This is a genomic window from Flavihumibacter solisilvae, assembly GCF_000814475.1.
Lineage (GTDB): Bacteria > Bacteroidota > Bacteroidia > Chitinophagales > Chitinophagaceae > Flavihumibacter > Flavihumibacter solisilvae.
The window spans coordinates 271,401-291,871 of the sequence record NZ_JSVC01000001.1; the positions used below are offsets into that span (position 1 = coordinate 271,401).

Below are 20,471 nucleotides of genomic sequence, written 5' to 3' on the forward strand. Positions count from 1 at the left end.
TCTCTAACCGAAAGGTTGGTTTTTTTGGGTGTAAGCCCCTCTTGTCAAGGAGGGGCTTTTTAATAGCTGTTCGATTGTACTATCGAATTGGGTGTTGAATTGAATAAGTCAATTAAAAGAAGAATCCCAAAGCGAGACAGAATATAACAATTAAAGGTGAAGGCAGTTTGGAGTAGGCAAGCAGGAGCCATGTTCCGGTTATCACGGTTATGTTCATCCAGCCATGATCTGTCCATTCGGACGAAGTGATATCCTTCAGCATGTACAGGGTTGATGCCACGAGGAAGCCTACGATTGTAGCGTTGATTCCCTCCAGCGCCCTGAATACGACGGCATATTTTTTCAGGTTATTCCAGATCGGGAAGAAAAACAGAACCAACAACACGCTTGGCAGGAAAATAGCGATGCTCCCGATTATACAGCCGGCAACCTGCCATCCTGTTCCACGGTCGCTCATAGCCATGCCCCCCATGAACGAAGCGATGGAAAATACAGGTCCGGGCATTGCCCTGACGATTCCTGCACCTGTATAAAATGCTTCCCGCTCGATTCGGATCATATTCGGGTTCTTCTGGATTCCTTTTTCGGATTCGGGACGGATGACAAACTGCTCATACATCAGGGCCACCAGCACTTGTCCTCCGCCAAATACGATGCTTCCAAAACGATAGGTGTTTTCAAAAAGGTTGAGGGGCCTCCGGTTCGGCCAGTCGTTTTTCCGGGCCTGTTCACTGAGAAACCCCGCAGCAATGAACAGGAAGGCAAAAAGCCAACCATTTGCCCAGTTGATCTTCCTGGGTTTCTCCTTGCCCTGTGGTATTCTCCGATCGCTCAGGTTTGTGATAAATCCCCCGGTCACAATCAGTAGCGGGATCATCCAGGGAATCTTGAAAAATGCAAAACACAGCACAGCACTCATTACCATGATAACACTTGTTATCGTGTTGTTCACGGCTAGCCGGAAGGCAATTACCGAAGCATACCCCAAAAACCCTATAGTCATTGGGGCTACATATTTGAACACGTCGTGCTGAAGAGATTTATTGTCAATATGCCTTACCAGGAAAGAAAGTGATCCCATCAGCAGGCATGCCGGGGCCATCCAGATCAACAAGGTTAACAATGCGAGCTGAATACCGCCTCTTTTATATCCTACCAGTGTAAGTACCTGGGTGGAAGAAGCTCCGGGCAACATATTGCAGAACGCATTGTACTCCATCAATTCTTCCCTCGAAATGTCTTTGCGTTCGGCAACAAAGGTCTTAAGCATCATTCCGAAATGACCCTGCGGACCGCCAAAAGCAGTTAAACTATGCAGGAACACAGCCTTGAGAAAAGAAATGTGCCGGAATAAAACCATCCCAATAAAAGTATAGAATAATTGGTGACAGCGGATTGCATTCCTTCTTTATCTTCCGCAAATTGTCTGGTATGGACAATACTGGCAACGATCAGTAATGGCTGTCTGATCAAAAGGAATATTCTCATCAAAGATTTCCTCAATGACTGATTGCAATAACGGAAGGGTTTCACCAATGATTTCGTCCATACGGTCATGATCAACCGCAACCTGGTTCCCTTTACCCTGCTGCACTTTGAACCGCCAGTCAAATGCCAGTCCTTCCTTCCTCATATTTCTCACGTCGTAAAGCCCCGCAACTACCGGAACGGCCTGGCTAAATTGTTGGCGCAGAATATAGGAATAGATAAAAGTCTGGAGCGCTGCCTTGTTCCTTTCCTTCGTTTCCCGCCCAAACAACTCTTCCACAGTCTTGAATTCTTTTTTGTCCTTCCCGGTCTTGTAATCAATGATCCTGTAGACCCCGTTCTTAATATCTACACGGTCGATTATCCCACCCAGCCGGATCTTCCATTCTTTCCCATTCGGATTCACGGTAACTGTAGTGTATACATCTTTCTCCAGTTGGCGGACAGTGAATGGCGCATATGTTTTGTCATGAACCAATACTTCGTTTACATACACGGAAATTACTTCCCTTATTACCCGGTAGCTTCCTGTATAATCTATCGGCTGTTCGGGGTCCCTGGCGATTTCCTGGCTGAACGCGCGGTCTACTGCCCAGCCTGTCCACCCGGCCATCGTTTCAATATCCGTTACCGTAACTGATTTATTCATTGCCTTCGACTCGGCCAGTCTCTCGTACAGGTACTGGATTGCCCGGTGCAGGATGTTTCCCAACATGCGGGCATCAATTTCATCCAGGAAGCCTTCCGGCTCCCTGATCCGCATCAGGTGTTGGAAGTAGAAGCGTAGCCTGCATTCCAGGTAATTATTTATGGCTGAAGGAGAGAGGAGGTTCCCCTTATATTGTCCTAGCCGCTGCATAATATTGTCATCTTTCGGAATAACAATTGGTTGCCTTGCTTCAGGATTTACCCGGATGTCAACAGTATCCTTCCTTATCGGGATGTCCGTTTCATATTCCAGCTGGGCGAGAAATCGGCTTGGCTCACCGGTGCTATTGTCATCGACTGTTGAATTGTAGAGGCTGTGGACCGTTTTGCTCCGTTGAAGCAGGCGATAAAACACGTAGGCGAATATGGCATCCTGTTTTTCCATTACACTCAATCCGAACGCCCTCCGGATACTGTCAGGAATAAAAGTCGGAGCAGCAGCCTTTCCCGGCAAAACGCCTTCGTTTACGTTCAAAAGGATGATATGGTCAAAGTCGAGGCCCCGGCTTTCCAGCAGACCCATTATTTGCAGACCCTTAAGCGGTTCGCCCTCCAGCGCAACGTTCACACTCCGTAACACCTGCAAAACAAGCGAGCCCATGAATGGCAGGCTAAGCGCATAACTGAATTGACCCAAAAGATCTTCAAGACGGTTCAGCTGGAAATATGCCGAAGTGATGAGCTGGTTGTCTAATATTCCAAGCGCATTGTCGGTAGGCGCTGCCGCCTGGATCTCCAGTACCGATTTGATAAGCTGGATCAACATGGCGGATTTCTCAACTGGCTGCAGGATAAGTTGCAGTCTCTTGTCGGCAATATGCATCCATCTCTCTGCCGGAATGGATATAAGGCTTCGCTTATTGATTTCCGTAACCAAAGCCTGCGATTCTTTATTGTCGTGAAGGTAGGGATGTTGTAACACCTGAAGGAGGTATTGATAATACACCCGCTTGCCGTTGTGTTGAGCCAGCGATTCCTGCACTCTGATAATGGCCTGTACCAGGCTGAAAAGCGGCGAATGGGATAAACTATAACCCATGGTTACGTTCACCTGTGAAACTTCATCAGGAATTGCATGAAGTACCGGCATCAGCTGGTTTTCATCGGAAAGGAATACTGCGATTCTTTCCGGCTGGCTGTTCAGTGTGGGAAACTGTTTCAATAACTGTGGAAGTAACCTTACCTGCGCCGCATTGCCTTCAGCTGCAATAATGTTAATTGGCTTTGTGCTTTGGCGGATACTGTTTGACGCTTCCATTTCATTGCCAAACTGTTGAAGATTGTTGCGAAGAAAAAGTCCCGCTTCCTGGCGGCTATCCTCGAGATAATGGATATCTGCATCGAAATAAAACAATGCTTTGCCAGCCTGCTTCCATTTTGTAAGCATCTGGAGCTCCGCACGGTTAAAAGCATTGAATCCAACAAAGATGATTTTATCATATGCATCTGCAAAACCAGGGGTGTCGTTTCGACCGGCAACGAGATCCCTGTAAATCGTACCGGTATTCGTTAATCCACGTTGTTCGAGTAATTCCGCGAATCGTTGATAAATCGCTGGCAGCTTTTGCCACAGGTGCAGGAACTTTTCCTTCTGCCTGCTCAGGCGCTCGGTTGAAAAGCTGCTCCAGAAACGTTGCAGAAATTCCTTCTGTTCATCAGAAAGGTAATCGAAGCCGCTGTCGATCGCTGCAAGGCTTGCCATGTTACTGTAAACATCTGCAATGGACACCACATTTGATTCCAGTTCCGTGTAGTCATTCAATAATATTTCGCCGAGGGAAAAGAGTCTTTCATAGTCTGTAGTTGCCCCGGAACCGGAAGCCTGCATCACTTCTGAATATGCGTTAAACAACAGGAAGGATTGCATTAGCCTGTCAGCAGGCAACTTACTGGTTGATAATTGAATAAATTCATGGATGGTAAAGAGATGGGGACTCCACATCGGGCCACTGATCTGTCCACCCAGGTAGCGCCTGAAAAAAACCGACGGCCGCTTATTGGGAAACACAATCGCCATATCCGACAGTTTACTGCCGAATCTTTCATACAACTGCTCCGCAACTTCTTTCAAAAACATTCTGTAACGTTAATCATTAAACGAATAGCTGGCCTTGTTTCACAGCAAGCATAGTCAATGGAACGAGCGACTGGTTGAAGCCGTAATACACATAAGATTTCACTGAGGGATAACCCATCTGTTTCAACAGGTCTTCATATTCACCGATTTGCCGGGCATGCGATTCTGACGGTTCGTGCGTAAATTTAAAATCAAGCAATATGGTTTCGGCTTGCGAAACCAGTACTTTATCGGGTCTCCTGACCTCACCCCCCCTTACAAGGATGGAACGCTCATTGATCATCGTGTACGCACCGCCGAACCATTCGGACAATTGCGGATGCCCAAGCGCCTGGATTACACTTTCCCGTACCTGCTCCCTAAGCACAGAGGTAAGCACGCCTTCCAGTTGCATACGATCAAGGACCTTTTCAATTTCTTCCCTGTTGGTGGACCTTGATAACGCAAGGTGCGCCAGCTGGCCGATTTTTAACTGGTCCGTTCCGGAAGCATTTAACAACATGTCTTCTCTTGCCGGCTCCCTCAAATTCTGAAGCAGTTTTGTATTGGCGCTGTATGGCCTGATCTGCAAAGCACCAGCCGCAGGTTCTGAATTACCTGCAGGGTCCGTTTTACCATCAACAAAATATCTTTCGTTTTCAAATGCTGCCTGGATGCTCAGTGTTTTATACAACAGGTCGCTCACAAGTTTACTGCTACCGTTACTGCTTTCTGCGGGGAGTGGTGCAGCAATGTAAATAGCCTCACGCGAACGGGTAAGCGCAACGTACAACATATTGAGGGCATCCATTCTTGCCATCAGCTGTTCCTCGAAATACTGGAAGGCAAAGTGGGTTTGAACGAGTTTGCTGCTGATGGAAACCGGCAGCACTTCAATGTCGCTGTTGTCGTCGTACCAATCGCACCACAGCGTTCCGTTGTCGTTCTGCATTTTCCAGTCGGCATAAGGTAGAATAACGACATCGAATGCAAGTCCTTTCGATTTATGAATTGTCATTACCTGCACGGCATCCAATGCCGATGAAAGCGGCAATGCTTTCTCAGAACATTCATCATTCCACCACTCCAGGAATTCACGGATATCCGGTTTCCCTTTGGCGCTGAATTGATTGATGATGTCGCGGAATGTAAGAATATAAGCCTGCTCCTGTATCCACTCATCAAGCGAAAATATGCTGATCAGTTTTTCCGTGCATTCGTACAATCCTGATTGCAGCAAAGTTTTATGTTCTTTCCTGAAGCTCTCAGGTAGCTGGTTGAAAGCATGATTCATTTCAGGCCGGTACCAGTCGTGGTTGCTTAAATCCAGGCCAAGCCGCAGGGCATTTGCCTGTACGAGTTCTACCAGTGAAAGGGAATCCTTTTCATTAACAAGGAACCGGAGCGCTGAAAGCAGCAATTGAATTACCGGTGACGCGTTCAGGACCAGGGCGTCTGCTGATATAAGTGCATAGCGGCATCGTGCTTCACTGCTTTGCTGGTGTTGTAACAACAGGTCAATCAGGTTGCGTGCGTCGCTATTATTTCGGGTGAGAAGGGTTAGCTGCGAGGGACTGAATCCTTTATCAGCTATCAGGCTGTCCATTAATTCGCAGATCCAGCGCTCTGCGGCGGGCCTCCATGAATTCGGCGAACGCGCTTCCTCTTTCGGAAAGAAGCGAATATCAATTACTCCTCCTTCGAGGCAGGCAGGTGGTTTTTGCTGTTCCGCATCTGCATACGCGCGCGAAATAATGCTGTAATAACCGGATGTCTCTAATTGCTGCCGGGTGACTTCATCTGAAATGCCAGCCATCTCCTCATTGAACTGCCGCTGCAAAATTTCAGGAGCGGTTGAAAACAGGTGATTATTGAAATCGATGATGCCTGCCCGGCTCCTGTAATTATCCTGCAGGCTCTTTTCCAATACATTGAGCCTGCCGATATCCTGCCTCACCTGTTCCTGCAAAAGCCGCCAGTCACCGTTTCTCCACCTGTAAATGGACTGTTTCACATCACCTACAACCAGGTTAAAATTTCCACTTGCAACGGACTGTTCAACCAATGGCCTGAAATTATCCCATTGAAAAGTGCTCGTATCCTGGAACTCATCCAGCAAAAAGTGCCGGTAACGGGTCCCGGTTTTTTCGTAAATGAAGGGCGCATCATTATCTTTCACAAGTTCTCTCAGCAATTGCTGTGAATCGGTTATCAGCAAGGCATTGTTCTCCCTGCGGTAATCCGCAAGCAGGTCTGCCAATACCCGAAGCAGGTTAAGGTTATCCACCTTCTGGAGGATCGCCTTTGCGGTCTGGTAATCTGTGTTCTGTTCACGGTAAAGTTCAACCGCTTCTTCGAGCAGGGGATTGAGAAGAGGATATAGGGAAAGTATGTTGTCTTTTGTTGCAGGGGAGGCTGACTTCTTCAACCATTTATCCGGGTTACCGAGCGCCTCCAACACCCGTGAACCTGGTTCAAACTCCTTATCTTTTTTGATCTTGTTGAAGTAGTTGATGAAACCACTTTTCCCATAGGAAAAATCATCAGGGGAAAGACCAGACTCCGCCAGTATCGATATCGCTTTTTCGGCGAGTGAAATCATTGGCAATTCCAGTGAGCGGGCAACAGACAACATTGAGGCACGAAGGGCTTCGAATGTCGCCTGGGGATCTTCAAGACTTCTCATGTTCGCCTCAAACCTGGAAAATTTCTCCTGGAAAATTTCCCCTGCGAAATCCAGCATTTCACCCCTGAAATCCCATGGCTTGCCATTTTCAATCCGGTCCACGGCTATCCGCCTGATCCAGTTGAACAGTTCCTCGTTGGTTTCCAGCATGTCGAACAACCGTTCAGCAAGGTCTTCTTTCACGACCTCCTGGTTCATCTGTAACTCATAACCGGAATCAAGACCAATCTCGTAAGAGAATGCACGGATTACCTGTTGTACAAACCTGTCGATAGTGCTTACCGAGAACCGTGTATAATCATGCAGAATGGAACGGTAAATCGCATCGGCCTGCACCGCAAGACCGGTTCCTTTCAATTGAGGATGGCGTTCTGTGATGATCCGTGCATAAGGAGTATCCTTCCCTTCCGCCAGTTTCCTGAGTTCACTGATAATCCGGTGCTTCATTTCCTCGGTCGCCTTATTGGTAAACGTAACAGCAAGGATTTCACGGAATTTCAGTGGATGTTCAAAAAGCAGGCACAGGTATTCCGATGCAAGCAGGAATGTTTTCCCCGATCCTGCAGATGCCCGATAAATATGTAACGGCGGAGTAATCCCTGCTTCTTTCATAAAGGCCAAACATAGCTAGACTTATTCACTTATCGACCTATCGCAGCAGGAAAAACAATACTAAATGCTGTTCCGACGTGCAACCTGGAGCTGACTGAAATCTCAAGTCCGAGGAAATTCACGATGCTTTTAACAATGGCCAGGCCCAGTCCATATCCTTCGCTCCGTGCATTTCCCGATTTCCTGAACCGGTTGAAGATGTGTGGAACGTCCTCCGTGTCGATCCCTGATCCCGTGTCAGTTATAGTGATGCAGTAGCTGCCATCATTCATCGACGCATCTGAGATGGAAATATTTCCACCCGTTTTATTATACCGGATCGCGTTGTTGACCAGGTTATAAAACAGTTGAAACAAAAGATCAGGATTCAGGTTTGGAATATGGATGCCTTTTGAAAGTTGGAGCGACAGGTGGATCCTTTTTTCTTCAATGCGATCATCAAGGTCCGCCACCACTCCAGACATAACAGTTGAAGGCGAAACCGTTACCGATTTTGCGAACTGTTCGTTTTCTATGCGTGAAATATATAACAAGGCGTTCATGATCTTTTTCAGGCGGTTGAGTGAATTCATCATCTCCATAACCCGATGCTGTGCGGCCTCTGGCATGTCCTTTTCCATCATCAGGTTTTCAAGTTTTGTCTGCAGGATACTGATGGGAGTCATGAGTTCATGCGAGGCGTTTGAAGTAAATTCTCTCTCCTTTGCGAACGCTTCACTGACCTGGTCCATAAGTTCGACCAGCGACCTGTCAAGATATTTGAAATCCTCAGTTGAAGTTTTAACCGGAGGCTCATGTTCATTAAATGGAAACCTTCGTTTCACGAGCCTGGATCTGATGATAAGTCCAAGCGGCCGCAGCATGTATCGTGTAAAGACGAGGTCGATAATGACGGTGATCAGGATCAGCGCAGACAGCACATACAGGGCAACACGCTGCAGCGAACGGTTATACTGGCTGATGGTTGCTGTTGTTTTCCCTATTTCCAGCAGGTAATTTTTTTTGCCGATTGAAAAGCCGTGACTGAGTACGCGGTAATTCAGTGTGTCCTGTTCAATTATCCTGCGGCTGGTTTCGATCGTATCTGTTTTCGTGAGATGATCAACCGGCTCCAATGCGATGTACTCTTCTTTCAGCATGGTATAACTTCCATAGTTATCTTCACCCTGCAGGTAATAGTCAATCCCATTCCGGTCAATGGTTTTCAACACTTTCTTCTTTTGCTCACGCAGGTAATGATTTGTATACTGGAAAGCGATGCCATCAACAAGAAACGGTAGCAGCAGAACAAAAAGCACAACAATAGCGGCTTTCGAAAGCGTTATGAACAGTGTCAGTTTGGTTAACAGCTTCAATTGTGCAGTTTGATTTTGTAGCCAATGCCTCTTATTGTTTCGAGCCAGTCGACAGGTGCGTGAATGGAAAGTTTCTTCCTGATGTTTTTGATGTGCACATCAATATAATTAGAGTCATAATCATCGTCACTGAAATTTCCCCAGATGTGTTCACTCAGCTGCATGCGTGTCAGCGGCCTGTTCCGATGAAGCAGCATATAACTAAGAAGGTCAAATTCTTTCTTAGATAATTCGATGTCACTCTTCCCATAAAAAACCAGCCGCTTACGCAGGTCGATACTGAAGTCTCCAAGTGGAACCAAGGTATCATTCAATCCTGACTTCCTTCGGGTAATGGCCTGCATCCTGCTCTGCAATTCAAGCAGGCTGAATGGCTTTGCCATATAATCATCAGCACCCAGGTCAAGGCCCTTGATTCGATCTTCCAGGTTTCCTCTTGCCGTGAGTATGATGTAGGCTGCATCGGGATGATATTTTTTTGCTTCTTTCAGGACGTTCAATCCATCATTATCAGGCAGGCCAAGATCAAGAAGAATGAAGTCGTACACATTATCTTCGATCATAAGGTTCGCCTGTTTGGCTGTGTATGCTACATCGCACAGGAAAAAAGCTTTTTTCAGGAAATCTACCATTTCTATAGCGAGTGCACGTTCATCTTCTACTATCAAGACTTTCACTGGTTTCAATTTAGAATTGGTAATAAAAACTACAGGTGAAAAACGACATCGGCTTGTCAGTAAATGCCTGGGCATCATTTGCAAGAACGGATACCTGGTAAGCTGCTTCAATCATATAACGTGAACGACTATACGCTACCGGAACTGCCAGGTTATAGGAGAGAAGGCTGAAACTGGTTGATTTACGGGTAACCGTAGTTTGCTCCGTTTCCTGTCCACCGGGAAATATCGGAATAATCCCGAGCAGGCTGTCGCGATAATTTTTTTCTGTGATGTATGTTTCGTAAAAATGCTGCGTACCAATGGTTATTTCAATCGCCGGTGTAATAGAGATTACATCTTTCCCTTTGGCCAGGGAACCAAGAACGATATATTTTGAATTGGAAAGAGAGGCGAAATAATCATTCTGTTTGCCGAAGGCATAATCGCCACCGATCGTGGTTGTTAGCCAGTGATTATAGGTGAATGAAGCTCCTGCGTTGCTTGCATTGGCAATTTGCAGAAAGGGTGAATTGTCAGGAAAGAATGTATGACTGAAAGCCAGCCCGATGCTGGTTTTTTTGCCTGTCCGTATATCCATTCCCGCCCCTGCATTTATTGCGGAAACAGTCGACGATGTTTTATCCAGCAGCTTGTATACTGAGGTTGTCAGATAGATCCCGGACTTAAATCGCAGTGTTGCATTTGCCAGGAAATAAGGCAGTTTTTCCTTGCTGGTTTGACCGTAATAACTGGCATTGCTGTTATATAAAGCTCCGAGCGTTAGCGTTGTCTTTGTTGTTTCCAGCTGACTGGAATCCGTAACTGTAGCGGAGCTGTCTGCCTGGGCGAAACAAGCGGTTACCAGCAGGCAGTTTATTACAGTGAAAAGAGTTGTTTTCATGAGGGTAGTTTCAAAACGGGCTAGAGAATTCCGGTGCGCCTGATGATCTTTGGCTTGATGATTTTTAGTGGTGGTGTTTTTACACGTGGAGTAACAATCACAGGCTTCGACTGGCGGCGGGATTTTGGCACTTCTTTAATGATGTCTTTTTTTTCTTTGTTATCCTCAGGCTGTACAACTGCCGGCGGATTCGGTGCCGGAACAGTATCCGTCAAGGCTCTCAATGATATAACTGTTTTGCACAACCGAAATGGTTTGCCTGGTGACGCAGTGCCGGCTATCGTCAAAGAATAACTGCAGGTGAAGAACACCGTGGTGAGGAACAATCGGAAATTCAGGGTACTCATTGCTTTCAAAATTAAATGACTGCCCGTTTTACCAGCCTCGGGCAGTCCTTAATTTTATATGTTATTATTTATTAATATTTAAGCCGGCATTGCCTGTAACCCGCGCCCGGATTGGTCTTACGCAGACTGCAGGTGTTTTGACAGCAGGAACAGGTGCTATTGCCTGGCTGTTCACGCGTACGGCAGTTTTCGTGCCAGCTGCGGTGTTGTTTGACGCGGCGCTGGATTCAACATTAACGCCGGCATCGATTTTTGTATTATCCAGTTGCTGTTTAACATCTTTTCCCTTTTCTGTAACTTCCTGGGCCGCCTGTTTTCTGGCTTTCCTGGTACGTTGTTTCGCATTTGTAAGGCTTTCATTTGCCTTGTTAACGGCAGGACTTGCATCAGCAGAAACAGTTGTTTCACTTTTTAATGCAGCAGATGAAGTAGCGCTTTGTGCGAAACAAACTGCTGTGAACAGGAGGGAAGCAGAAATAAAAAATACTTTTTTCATGTTAGTTGTTTTCATAAAAGTTGATTGAGTGATTTTCACATGTACATGGTTGTTAAAATCAAAACTAGAATGGCAAGATGAAGGCAGGATGAAATTTGAAAATTTCCTGTTCCTTTTGTCTGATTAATTTCACCGCTGCAACTTTGTGAATATGATGAACTGGAACACTTGCTTTTCGCATGGCCGATTCGGCCAGGGATATATTTCAACGACCCCCCGTACTCCCTACGAGAGGGATTTTGATCGACTGATCTTTTCAGCTGCCTTCCGCAGGTTACAGGACAAGACGCAGGTATTTCCATTGCCGGGACCCGTACTTGTGCATAACCGCCTTACCCATTCGCTGGAAGTTGCCAGTGTGGGCCGGTCACTGGGAAAGCTGGTAGGAGAGCAGCTGGTAACGGTTCTTGGTAACGGGCTGAATGAGAACGCAAAACATTTTTACCTCACCGACCTGTCAAGTGTCATTGCCGCCGCCTGCCTGGCACATGACATCGGTAATCCTTCCTTCGGACACTCGGGCGAAGCGGCAATTTCCTCGTACTTTATAGAGCAGGCCGATTCGCATTTCGATAAAGTTCCTTTGAAGGAATATTTTTCCGCACAGGAATGGCAGGATATTACCCACTTTGAAGGAAATGCCAATGCTTTCCGCATTCTTACACACCACTATGCGAACCGCCAGAAAGGGGGATACCAGCTCACCTTTTCCACGCTAGCGTCAATTGCCAAGTATCCCTGTGAGTCAGTTGCAACAGATCCCAGTCAACTAAGCAGGAAGAAATATGGTTTTTTCCAGGCAGAAAAGAGTTCTTTCCGGGAAGTCGCGGAAGCGCTGGGAATGGTGCCGGTTTCTGAAGACCCATTAATTTATAATCGCCATCCGTTTGTGTACCTCGTTGAAGCGGCTGACGATATCTGTTACCGGGTAATAGACTGGGAGGATGCACACCGGCTGGGTATTATTGATAGTACTACGGCCGTTGGTCTTTTCACTGCCCTCCTCGAAACTTCCGGTCGGGAGAACCGGGACAGGATCCGGGCGACTTTAGACGACCTGTCCGGCGATCCGCGTGAACAGTTGGCTTATCTCCGCGCCAAATGCATCAACTTCCTTGCTTTAAGCTGTGTGGATGCGTTTATAGAGAACAGGGATTCCATTCTTACAGGTACCTATAACCGATCCCTGATCGATTCGCTGGACACTGCTGCTGCGAAGGCCCTGGAAGAAATAAACCAGGTGACGATTCGCAGGATCTACAACCATGCAACAGTGGTAAAGATCGAGCTGGCGGGCTACGAGGTGATGAATGCCCTATTGGAGTCTTTCATTCCGGCCGTACTGCATGCCAGGCCATCCCACCGCGAAAAGAAGATACTAAAACTGCTGCCGGCACAATTCCATGGACAGGAAGACTCGGCGTATGTAAAGGTTCTTGCGGTGATTGATTTTATTTCAGGAATGACTGACTCCTACGCAATGGAATTATATAAAAACCTTCGGGGGATTTCATTGCCAACTCACACCTGAGTTGGCTTTACTCTGTTCACCTGTAGTACAGGTTTTTTTCAATTTCTTCTTTCACCGGGTCCGGCACAAGAAACCGGATGTCTTTCCCATTCCTGATCATATTCCGGATAAATGTGGCCGAAATATCCAGCATCGGTGCTTCTACAATGGTCATATTGGGTAGGGGGGCTTCCGTACCCGATTCAACCGGGAACCCTGGCCTGGGGTAAACGTAAAAGTTATACTTCTCAGCCAGCCTCCCGGCATTCTTCCATTTAGAGAAATTCTGGAGTCCATCACTCCCCAGGATCACAGAAAAACTATGCTGCGGAAACTTTTCTTCCAGGTAGGTGAGGGTGTCGATTGTATAGGAGGGGCGGGGAAGGTGGAATTCTATGTCCGATGCCCGCAGGTTGGGCATATTGTCTATTGCCAGTTTCACCAGGTGAAGACGGTCGTATTCATTAAGTAATGCCGCGGCAGGCTTGAATGGGTTTTGCGGAGACACTACAAACCACACCTGCTGGAGGTCGGTGTTGGTCGCAATAAAATTGGCTATGATACAATGTCCGGTGTGTATAGGGTTAAATGACCCGAAGTATAGGCCGATTTTCATGCATTCAATTTAACTGGCGGAAGGGGATCACACAAAAAAAAAGAGGTCAGGCGACCTCTTCAACAAAAATATTCCTGGCCTCATCCAACCTGAGGCTAAGGTTATATCCTGACACGGTGATAGCAATCGGATCACCAAGGGGTGCTTTTTGCTCAACCCTTACGTGCTCGCCGGGCACACAGCCCATCTCCATAAGCTTCAGGAAGATCTCATTATTCTCAAAGCTTTTAATCACAACAACGCGGCCGATTCCGATATCCGATAAACGTTTCATCATAACTGCCTCAAAACTATGCTGCTCCATTAAGAATGTTTTACGATTTTTGGAAATGATGCACAAAACTACCGATAATATCCAGTTTCATTATCTTAAAAAGGACTTTCCCTTCACCCGCCGGGGTGAGTGCAAACAATTCATCCGCGGTATGTTCAGGAAGGAAAAGGTTCCTTTTGAATCCCTCAGTTACATCTTTTGTAGCGACGAATACCTACTGGAGATCAACCGTGCACACCTGGACCACGATTACTATACTGATATTATCACCTTCGACCTTTCCGAACCCGGGGCACCTACGACCGGTGAGGTATATATAAGTATTGACCGGGTAAAAGATAACGCCAGGGACCACAACGAAACATTCGCCCGCGAACTCCACCGGGTAATCTTCCATGGCGTTCTGCACCTCTGTGGCTTTGGCGACAAGACAGCGCGGGAGGAGAAGATTATGCGCCAAAAAGAGGACTTCTATTTAGATAAATACTTTGGTAGCAAATAAAACCAGGCAACTTAAAGCTCTTAAACCGCGCAACTCACCCTTTCTTCATTTTTTGAATCAGCTTTTTCTTTCTTTTTCACCGGCTTTTTCCCTTTTCAAAAGTCCACAACTGTTGCAGCCGGAAGATACACGGAAGGAACACGGAAGGACACCGTAGTATTTCCTTAGCTAATCCCTACCTACACCCTAGTTACTTTTCTTAATACCTTACAAAGTAATGAGTTAGGGAAAATCCGCTGTTTCACTCCAAATCTCCCTGTAACTATCTCCTTTTAGGTTTTTCTTTTACCCTTTTACTCTTCATCTTTCCTGTTCCACGTGGAACATTCCACGTCGTTAATAGAACCCTAACACAGTTCGTGTTCCACGTGAAACACCGTAATTTTGCCTCTCAAATAATCAGGATGTTTCCAGTTTACGATGTAATTGTTGTCGGTGCAGGTCACGCAGGATGTGAAGCCTCGGCCGCTGCAGCTAATATGGGCAGTAAGGTTCTGTTGGTGACAATGAATATGCAAACCATCGCCCAAATGAGCTGTAACCCAGCGATGGGAGGTATAGCCAAAGGCCAGATTGTCCGGGAAATTGATGCCCTCGGTGGATACTCAGGTATTGTCACTGATCGTAGTATGCTCCAGTTCCGCATGCTTAACCGGTCCAAAGGACCTGCGATGTGGAGCCCCCGCGCACAGAACGACAGGATGTTATTTGCGGCAACCTGGAGGGAAATGCTCGAACAGACCGGGAACGTAGACTTTTACCAGGACATGGTAAAGGGCCTTATCATAAAAGATGGCAGGGCTGCGGGTGTGGTTACCGGGCTGGGGCATGAAATTAGTTCCCGTGCAGTGGTCGTTACCAGCGGGACTTTCCTGAACGGCGTTATCCATATAGGTGAGAAGAAATTCGGAGGTGGCAGGGTAGCAGAGAAGGCGGCATCCGGGATCACCGAACAGCTCGTTGAACTGGGGTTTGAAGCAGACCGCCTTAAGACCGGCACACCTCCGCGCGTCGACGGAAGGAGCCTGGACTACTCTAAAATGGAAGAGCAACCGGGTGATGATACAATTGTGGGCTTCTCCTACCTCGACGTTCCCACAATCCGCGCTGAACAGCAAAGGAGTTGTCATATTACCTATACCAACCAGAAAACCCATGATCTCCTGAAGACCGGGTTCGACAGGAGTCCCATGTACACAGGGAGAATCGAAGGCGTCGGACCAAGATATTGCCCGAGCATCGAGGACAAGATCAACCGGTTCGCCGACCGGGAAAGACACCAGATTTTTGTTGAACCCGAAGGCTGGAATACAGTCGAAATCTATGTGAATGGGTTCTCCACATCCCTGCCTGATGATGTTCAATACAAAGCACTTGTAAGCATCCCGGGGTTTGAGAACGCCCGGATGTTCCGACCCGGCTATGCCATTGAATATGATTATTTCCCCCCTACACAATTGAATTATTCCCTCGAAACCAAACTGATCGGGAACCTGTTCTTCGCCGGTCAGATCAACGGAACAACCGGGTACGAAGAAGCAGCATGCCAGGGACTAATGGCTGGAATCAATGCTCACCTCAAAGTGAAGGAACTGGAACCATTTATTCTTGGAAGAAGCGAGGCCTATATTGGTGTATTGATCGATGACCTCATCAGCAAGGGTACAGAAGAACCCTACAGGATGTTTACCAGCCGGGCTGAATTCAGAACCCTGCTAAGGCAGGATAATGCTGATATCCGTCTTACAGAAAAGAGCTACCGGATGGGACTTGCAAGCCAGGAAAGAATGGATAAGGTAATTGCCAAGAAGGAGGGAACGAGTGCAATCCGGAAAATCCTGCAGGACTTCTCCATCGATCCGGCAGAAATTAATGGTTACCTGGAATCCAGGCAATCTGCACCTCTCCAACAAAAACAAAGGGCTGCCCAACTTTTGCTGCGACCCAACCTGGAACTGACTGAGATCCTGGATGCCCTGCCTTCACTTAAAGAAGCAGTGTCCGTTTATCCTTCATCAGCTTTGGAACAGGCCGAGATCCAGCTTAAGTATGATGTCTATATCGAGAAGGAAAAGGAGTTGGTTGACAGGATGAACAAAATGGAAACTCTTGAAATACCAGATACGTTTGATTACACCAAGGTTTCTGCTATCAGTAATGAAGCAAGGGAAAAACTGAAGAAAATCCGCCCGCGTACCCTCGGCCAGGCAAGCAGGATCAGTGGCATCAATCCTAGTGATGTCCAGATCCTCATGGTGTACATGGGCAGGTAAAAACCGGGATCACCGTACACCACCTATTTACTGTCCGGGAAATACTGATCCACCAGTTCCAGGTAGGGAGTAGGCAAGTGGTGAAGGAAAATATTTTTTCCATCGAACGGATGCTTTCGAAAGTAAGCCGAATCGTTTTGCAGGATCACCGGATTTCCGGCGGTCATGTATTGCATTGTCTTCGCGTACACCGGCTCCCGAAATTGCGGGAGCACTTTCTTAACCCTTCCGAATAAAAGGTGCCCAAGCGTTTTTCTGTATCGCTTTTCTGCTTTCACTGTCGCACGATCAAGCTTGCGGTATTTCGATCTCAGGAATACCCGGACTAACCAGGGTTGCTTTTTCAAAGCCTTGTCAATATTCATAAATGGATTCACTTCGTTCATGTCATTAACCGTCTGAATGGTGAATGGCGTTTCGGGAACCCAATCTGCATTGTTGACAATACGGTGCGACCAGTAACCCCTGGATATAAAATCAAAGTCACAGGCATAGTAAATATTGCCGGTCTTAGGGGCTGCACTGCAATAAGTTTTGAATTGTATGTCTTGCGGAATTCCAGGTTCATATTCGAGATAGGAACGGGTCAAAAAAGCGAGTGCACCGCCTTGGCTGTGACCGCAAATGAGAAAAGATTTCATCCCATCCTTATATGCTTCGAGAAGCTTCTCTTTTATTGACGGAGCCAGGTGAGCAAGAGCCGTCGCCCAACCCACATGCACAGCCGCTTTTTCATCAGCTGCGAGTTTGTAATTAAAAACTGTGGAATCATTTAGTTGCAACTTTCCTGTAGCCGGAATCATTGCCGCATAAAAATTTGCCAACCAGCTGGTAGCATTGTTTATCGTTCCCCTGAGAACTATAATTCCTGTACCGTCATTTCTTTTCCAGAAATCCCACTGGTTCCGGAATCCCATTTCAGGAGATGAATACTCCAAATCATATCCTGCCGGGATAATAAATGTTTTCTTACCTGTTACATCGAAAACCCTGTTCTGGTAATCGATGAGCGCCATCAGGTCCCCATATTCGCTGGCATCAAAACCGGGCTTCAGGGTTTGTGCCCCCGCTGTTTGAATCAGGGAAAATAAAAAAGCAAACAGGCTGAATATCCTAGTCATATTTACTATTTTTTAAATATAATTAAGATCAGTCTGTTTGCTCTACTGATATCAGTACTTTAGGAAGCACTCACATTCCCGGTCGACACCGTCATAACCGGAATGCGTTTTTTGATCAGCTTTTCAATATCGCGCACATAAGCCTTTTCTTCACTATCGCAGAATGAAATAGCTGTACCTTCTGCACCCGCACGACCAGTCCTGCCAATACGGTGAACATACGTCTCGGGAACATTGGGAATTTCGTAGTTGATGACAAACGCAAGCGCGTCGATATCTATACCACGGGCTGCAATATCAGTTGCTACCAACACCCTGATCTTTCCTTCCTTGAAATTACCTAAAGCCTGCTGTCTGGCCCCCTGTGATTTATCACCATGAATGGCCGCCGCCGGTACCCCGGACTTAACCAAAAATTTGGCGATCTTATCGGCGCCATACTTTGTCCTTGTGAAAACAAGTGCAGTCCTGATTTTACGTTGCTGGAGGATTTCAAGCAACAAAAATCTCTTTTCTTCCTTCGACGCAAAATATAACTCCTGGCTGATCAGTTCGGCCGTAGACGAAACAGGGTTCACCGCAATACTTTCAGGAGCATGCAGGATCTGGTCAGCAAGCTTCCTGATCTCTGGCGGCATTGTTGCGGAAAAAAACAGTGATTGTCTTTTTGCCGGGATTAGTTTTAAAACCTTTTTCACGTCGTGAATAAAACCCATATCGAGCATCCGGTCCGCTTCATCAAGAACGAAGTAACGGAGATCACTAAACGAAATCAGGTTCTGTGATGCAAGATCAAGCAATCTTCCAGGAGTCGCTATAAGAATATCAACACCTTTTTGAAGCGCCTGCACCTGAGGTACCTGTGACACACCACCAAAAATGGTGATGCTGCGGAATCCAAGATAATTCCCATAACTACGGAAACTTTCTTCCACCTGGATGGCCAGTTCCCTCGTTGGAGTTAAAACAAGAACTTTAATACCGGCTTGTCCTTTACCGGACAATTTATCTTCCTGGAGAAGTTGTAATACAGGTATTGCAAAGCCTGCTGTTTTTCCTGTACCGGTCTGCGCACAGGCAAGCAGATCTTTTCGTGAAAGTACAAGAGGTATGGATTGCTCCTGGATCGGAGTGGGCCGGCTATAACCGGCATCAGTAAGCGCCCTCAAAATAGGTTCGCTCACCATTAATTGTGAGAAACTCAAAACAAAAAATATTTAGTTTAAAAAAACGGTAAGGCTAACAGAAATGAACCGGTTACTTTACCCGCCTTACAAATGAACCAGTGTGGAACGAAGACAATTCGAAAACAACGGAGCGATTTGAAGAACCGCGAAGGTAATCAAATCGCTCCATAAAATATGTTAATAAAATTTATCAGCCGATCAGGCCGGCAGCCTTACTGATTTCAAGCATCCTTTCAATAGGCCTTTTCGCTGCGGTGCGGAGAGTTTCATCCATCGTGATCTCAGGCGTCTCGAATTCCATACACAAATACAGCTTTTCCAGGGTATTCAGCTTCATATGCGGACAATCATTACACGCGCAACTGTTATCCGGAGGAGCCGGTATAAACGTCTTAAAAGGATTGCCTTTTTGCATTTGGTGGAGAATGCCCGTTTCCGTCGCTACAATGAACTCTTTAGCATTGTCCTGCTGTGTATACTTAAGCAGCTGCGTTGTGCTCCCTATGAAGTCCGCAACGCGCAATACGGGGTCTTCACATTCGGGGTGCGCAATCAGCTTGGCCTCAGGATGTCGAATCTTGAGTTTTGTAATTTTTTCCAGGCTGAAAATTTCATGCACCATACAGGCGCCATTCCATAAGACCATGTTCCGGCCTGTCTTCTTATTCAGGTATGCTCCGAGATTCCTGTCGGGAGCAAAAATTATGGGCTGATCCGCAGGAACGCTCTCAATTATCTTTTCGGCGTTACTGCTTGTGCAAATAATGTCGCTCAGCGCTTTGATATCAGCCGAGCAGTTGATGTAACTGATCACGATATGCCCGGGATGCTGTTCCCTGAAACGGCGGAACAGTTCCGCAGGTGCGGAATCCGCAAGAGAACAACCTGCTTTTAGATCCGGCAGCAAAACTTTCTTTTCCGGGTTAAGGATCTTGGCAGTTTCAGCCATAAAGTGCACGCCTGCAAAAACAATGATGTCTGCTGTCGTTTTTTCGGCCTGTTGCGCCAGTCCCAGACTGTCCCCGATATAATCCGCTACATCCTGGATATCCGGCTCCTGGTAGTAATGCGCAAGCACTATGGCATTTTTTTCTTTTTTGAGTCTTTCGATCTCATGAAAGAGATCCATGGACGGATCAATCTCCACATCGAGAAAGCCAACCCGGTCTACATTATTCTTTGCCGTATCAATGTTCATAACTGCCATAATAAATACTATAATATCTATTTTTAAAAAAAAACCTATTACTATTAGGGCTGTGGATTTGGGGATAACAAATCCTATATCGTTTGCAGAAACCAAAATTAGTTGCTTATCCACACTAATCCACAAAAATCCAACACCAAGCTTTCCGCCAAGGGCGTTGATTTCTTCTCCTTATCAACAACTGTGGATCAAAGAAGTTACTGTAAAATAAATTCATGCCTCCACTGTTAAAGGCGGTGGAATAACTCGACGGTTTTCAAGATACCCGGATGGGGAAGGAATGACCCGGGTCATTTGTTCATATCTTGTCCCCGGACCGCGAATAAGAAAAATGCCGGTTATCCACCAATTATCTGACAAATTAACATCGCCTGTTAAAACAGGTTCCACAACAGGTTTTTAATGAAGAAAATGAGACCCGACGCGGAAATTGACAGGACTGGGTGAACAATTTTCCATTAAAACCACCCGTG

Annotated in this window: 16 protein-coding genes; 3 read left to right on the top strand and 13 right to left on the bottom strand. The window is 46.5% G+C overall.

The features are described 5' to 3' along the window. Positions 1-112: 112 nt before the first annotated feature. The 8 genes from OI18_RS01130 to OI18_RS01165 all read right to left on the bottom strand — a co-directional run bounded on the left by OI18_RS01130 (position 113) and on the right by OI18_RS01165 (position 11,308). Positions 113-1,360 (bottom strand): chromate transporter, encoded by a 1,248-nt coding sequence (locus tag OI18_RS01130; RefSeq protein ID WP_039136288.1) that lies wholly within the window; start codon positions 1,358-1,360, stop codon positions 113-115. A 48-nt stretch (positions 1,361-1,408) separates the two neighbouring features. Continuing rightward, entirely contained in the window at positions 1,409-4,273 is a 2,865-nt protein-coding gene (locus tag OI18_RS01135) for a PD-(D/E)XK nuclease family protein (RefSeq protein ID WP_039136290.1), read from the bottom strand. Between the two features lie 16 nt (positions 4,274-4,289). Further along, entirely contained in the window at positions 4,290-7,550 is a 3,261-nt protein-coding gene (locus tag OI18_RS01140; RefSeq protein ID WP_039136291.1) for a UvrD-helicase domain-containing protein, read from the bottom strand. 29 nt (positions 7,551-7,579) lie between these two features. Next, positions 7,580-8,905 (bottom strand): sensor histidine kinase, encoded by a 1,326-nt coding sequence (locus OI18_RS01145; protein WP_039136292.1) that lies wholly within the window; start codon positions 8,903-8,905, stop codon positions 7,580-7,582. Beyond that, on the bottom strand, positions 8,902-9,582 hold the full coding sequence (locus OI18_RS01150; RefSeq protein WP_039136631.1) for a response regulator transcription factor: 681 nt from the start codon (positions 9,580-9,582) through the stop codon (positions 8,902-8,904). The genes OI18_RS01145 and OI18_RS01150 overlap by 4 nt, the downstream gene beginning before the upstream one ends. A gap of 10 nt (positions 9,583-9,592) precedes the next feature. Next, positions 9,593-10,465, bottom strand: a complete 873-nt coding sequence (locus tag OI18_RS01155) for a hypothetical protein (RefSeq protein WP_052272754.1) — start codon at positions 10,463-10,465, stop codon at positions 9,593-9,595. Between the two features lie 20 nt (positions 10,466-10,485). Continuing rightward, on the bottom strand, positions 10,486-10,812 hold the full coding sequence (locus tag OI18_RS01160; protein WP_039136294.1) for a hypothetical protein: 327 nt from the start codon (positions 10,810-10,812) through the stop codon (positions 10,486-10,488). Between the two features lie 64 nt (positions 10,813-10,876). Continuing rightward, positions 10,877-11,308, bottom strand: coding sequence for a hypothetical protein (locus OI18_RS01165; RefSeq protein WP_152616693.1), 432 nt, complete (start codon positions 11,306-11,308; stop codon positions 10,877-10,879). 151 nt (positions 11,309-11,459) lie between these two features. Here OI18_RS01165 and dgt point away from each other — a divergent pair, with 151 nt between their 5' ends. Further along, positions 11,460-12,839 carry a dGTP triphosphohydrolase gene (dgt, locus tag OI18_RS01170; protein ID WP_240312692.1) on the top strand — a complete coding sequence of 460 codons (1,380 nt, stop codon included), beginning with the start codon at positions 11,460-11,462 and terminating at the stop codon, positions 12,837-12,839. A gap of 16 nt (positions 12,840-12,855) precedes the next feature. On the opposite strand, the gene nadD is transcribed toward dgt, so the two are convergent. Together nadD and OI18_RS01180 are read right to left on the bottom strand one after the other, a co-directional pair. Beyond that, positions 12,856-13,434 carry a nicotinate (nicotinamide) nucleotide adenylyltransferase gene (gene nadD / locus OI18_RS01175; protein ID WP_039136300.1) on the bottom strand — a complete coding sequence of 193 codons (579 nt, stop codon included), beginning with the start codon at positions 13,432-13,434 and terminating at the stop codon, positions 12,856-12,858. A 46-nt stretch (positions 13,435-13,480) separates the two neighbouring features. Then, positions 13,481-13,738 (bottom strand): FeoA family protein, encoded by a 258-nt coding sequence (locus OI18_RS01180; protein WP_240312693.1) that lies wholly within the window; start codon positions 13,736-13,738, stop codon positions 13,481-13,483. Between the two features lie 25 nt (positions 13,739-13,763). On the opposite strand from OI18_RS01180, the gene ybeY reads away from it, so the two are divergent. Continuing rightward, a complete protein-coding gene (ybeY, locus tag OI18_RS01185) occupies positions 13,764-14,210 on the top strand; it encodes an rRNA maturation RNase YbeY (RefSeq protein ID WP_240312694.1) in 447 nt (148 codons plus the stop codon). 404 nt (positions 14,211-14,614) lie between these two features. Continuing rightward, positions 14,615-16,483, top strand: a complete 1,869-nt coding sequence (gene mnmG / locus OI18_RS01190; RefSeq protein ID WP_039136302.1) for a tRNA uridine-5-carboxymethylaminomethyl(34) synthesis enzyme MnmG — start codon at positions 14,615-14,617, stop codon at positions 16,481-16,483. A gap of 23 nt (positions 16,484-16,506) precedes the next feature. Here mnmG and OI18_RS01195 read toward each other — a convergent pair whose 3' ends face one another. From OI18_RS01195 to nadA, 3 genes are all read right to left on the bottom strand, one after another. Then, on the bottom strand, positions 16,507-17,604 hold the full coding sequence (locus OI18_RS01195; RefSeq protein WP_039136303.1) for a lipase family protein: 1,098 nt from the start codon (positions 17,602-17,604) through the stop codon (positions 16,507-16,509). Between the two features lie 59 nt (positions 17,605-17,663). Continuing rightward, a complete protein-coding gene (locus OI18_RS01200; protein WP_039136305.1) occupies positions 17,664-18,809 on the bottom strand; it encodes a DEAD/DEAH box helicase in 1,146 nt (381 codons plus the stop codon). 172 nt (positions 18,810-18,981) lie between these two features. Beyond that, positions 18,982-19,998: a quinolinate synthase NadA gene (nadA, locus tag OI18_RS01205; protein WP_082037804.1), complete on the bottom strand. Its 1,017-nt coding sequence runs from the start codon at positions 19,996-19,998 to the stop codon at positions 18,982-18,984. Between the last annotated feature and the right edge of the window lie 473 nt (positions 19,999-20,471).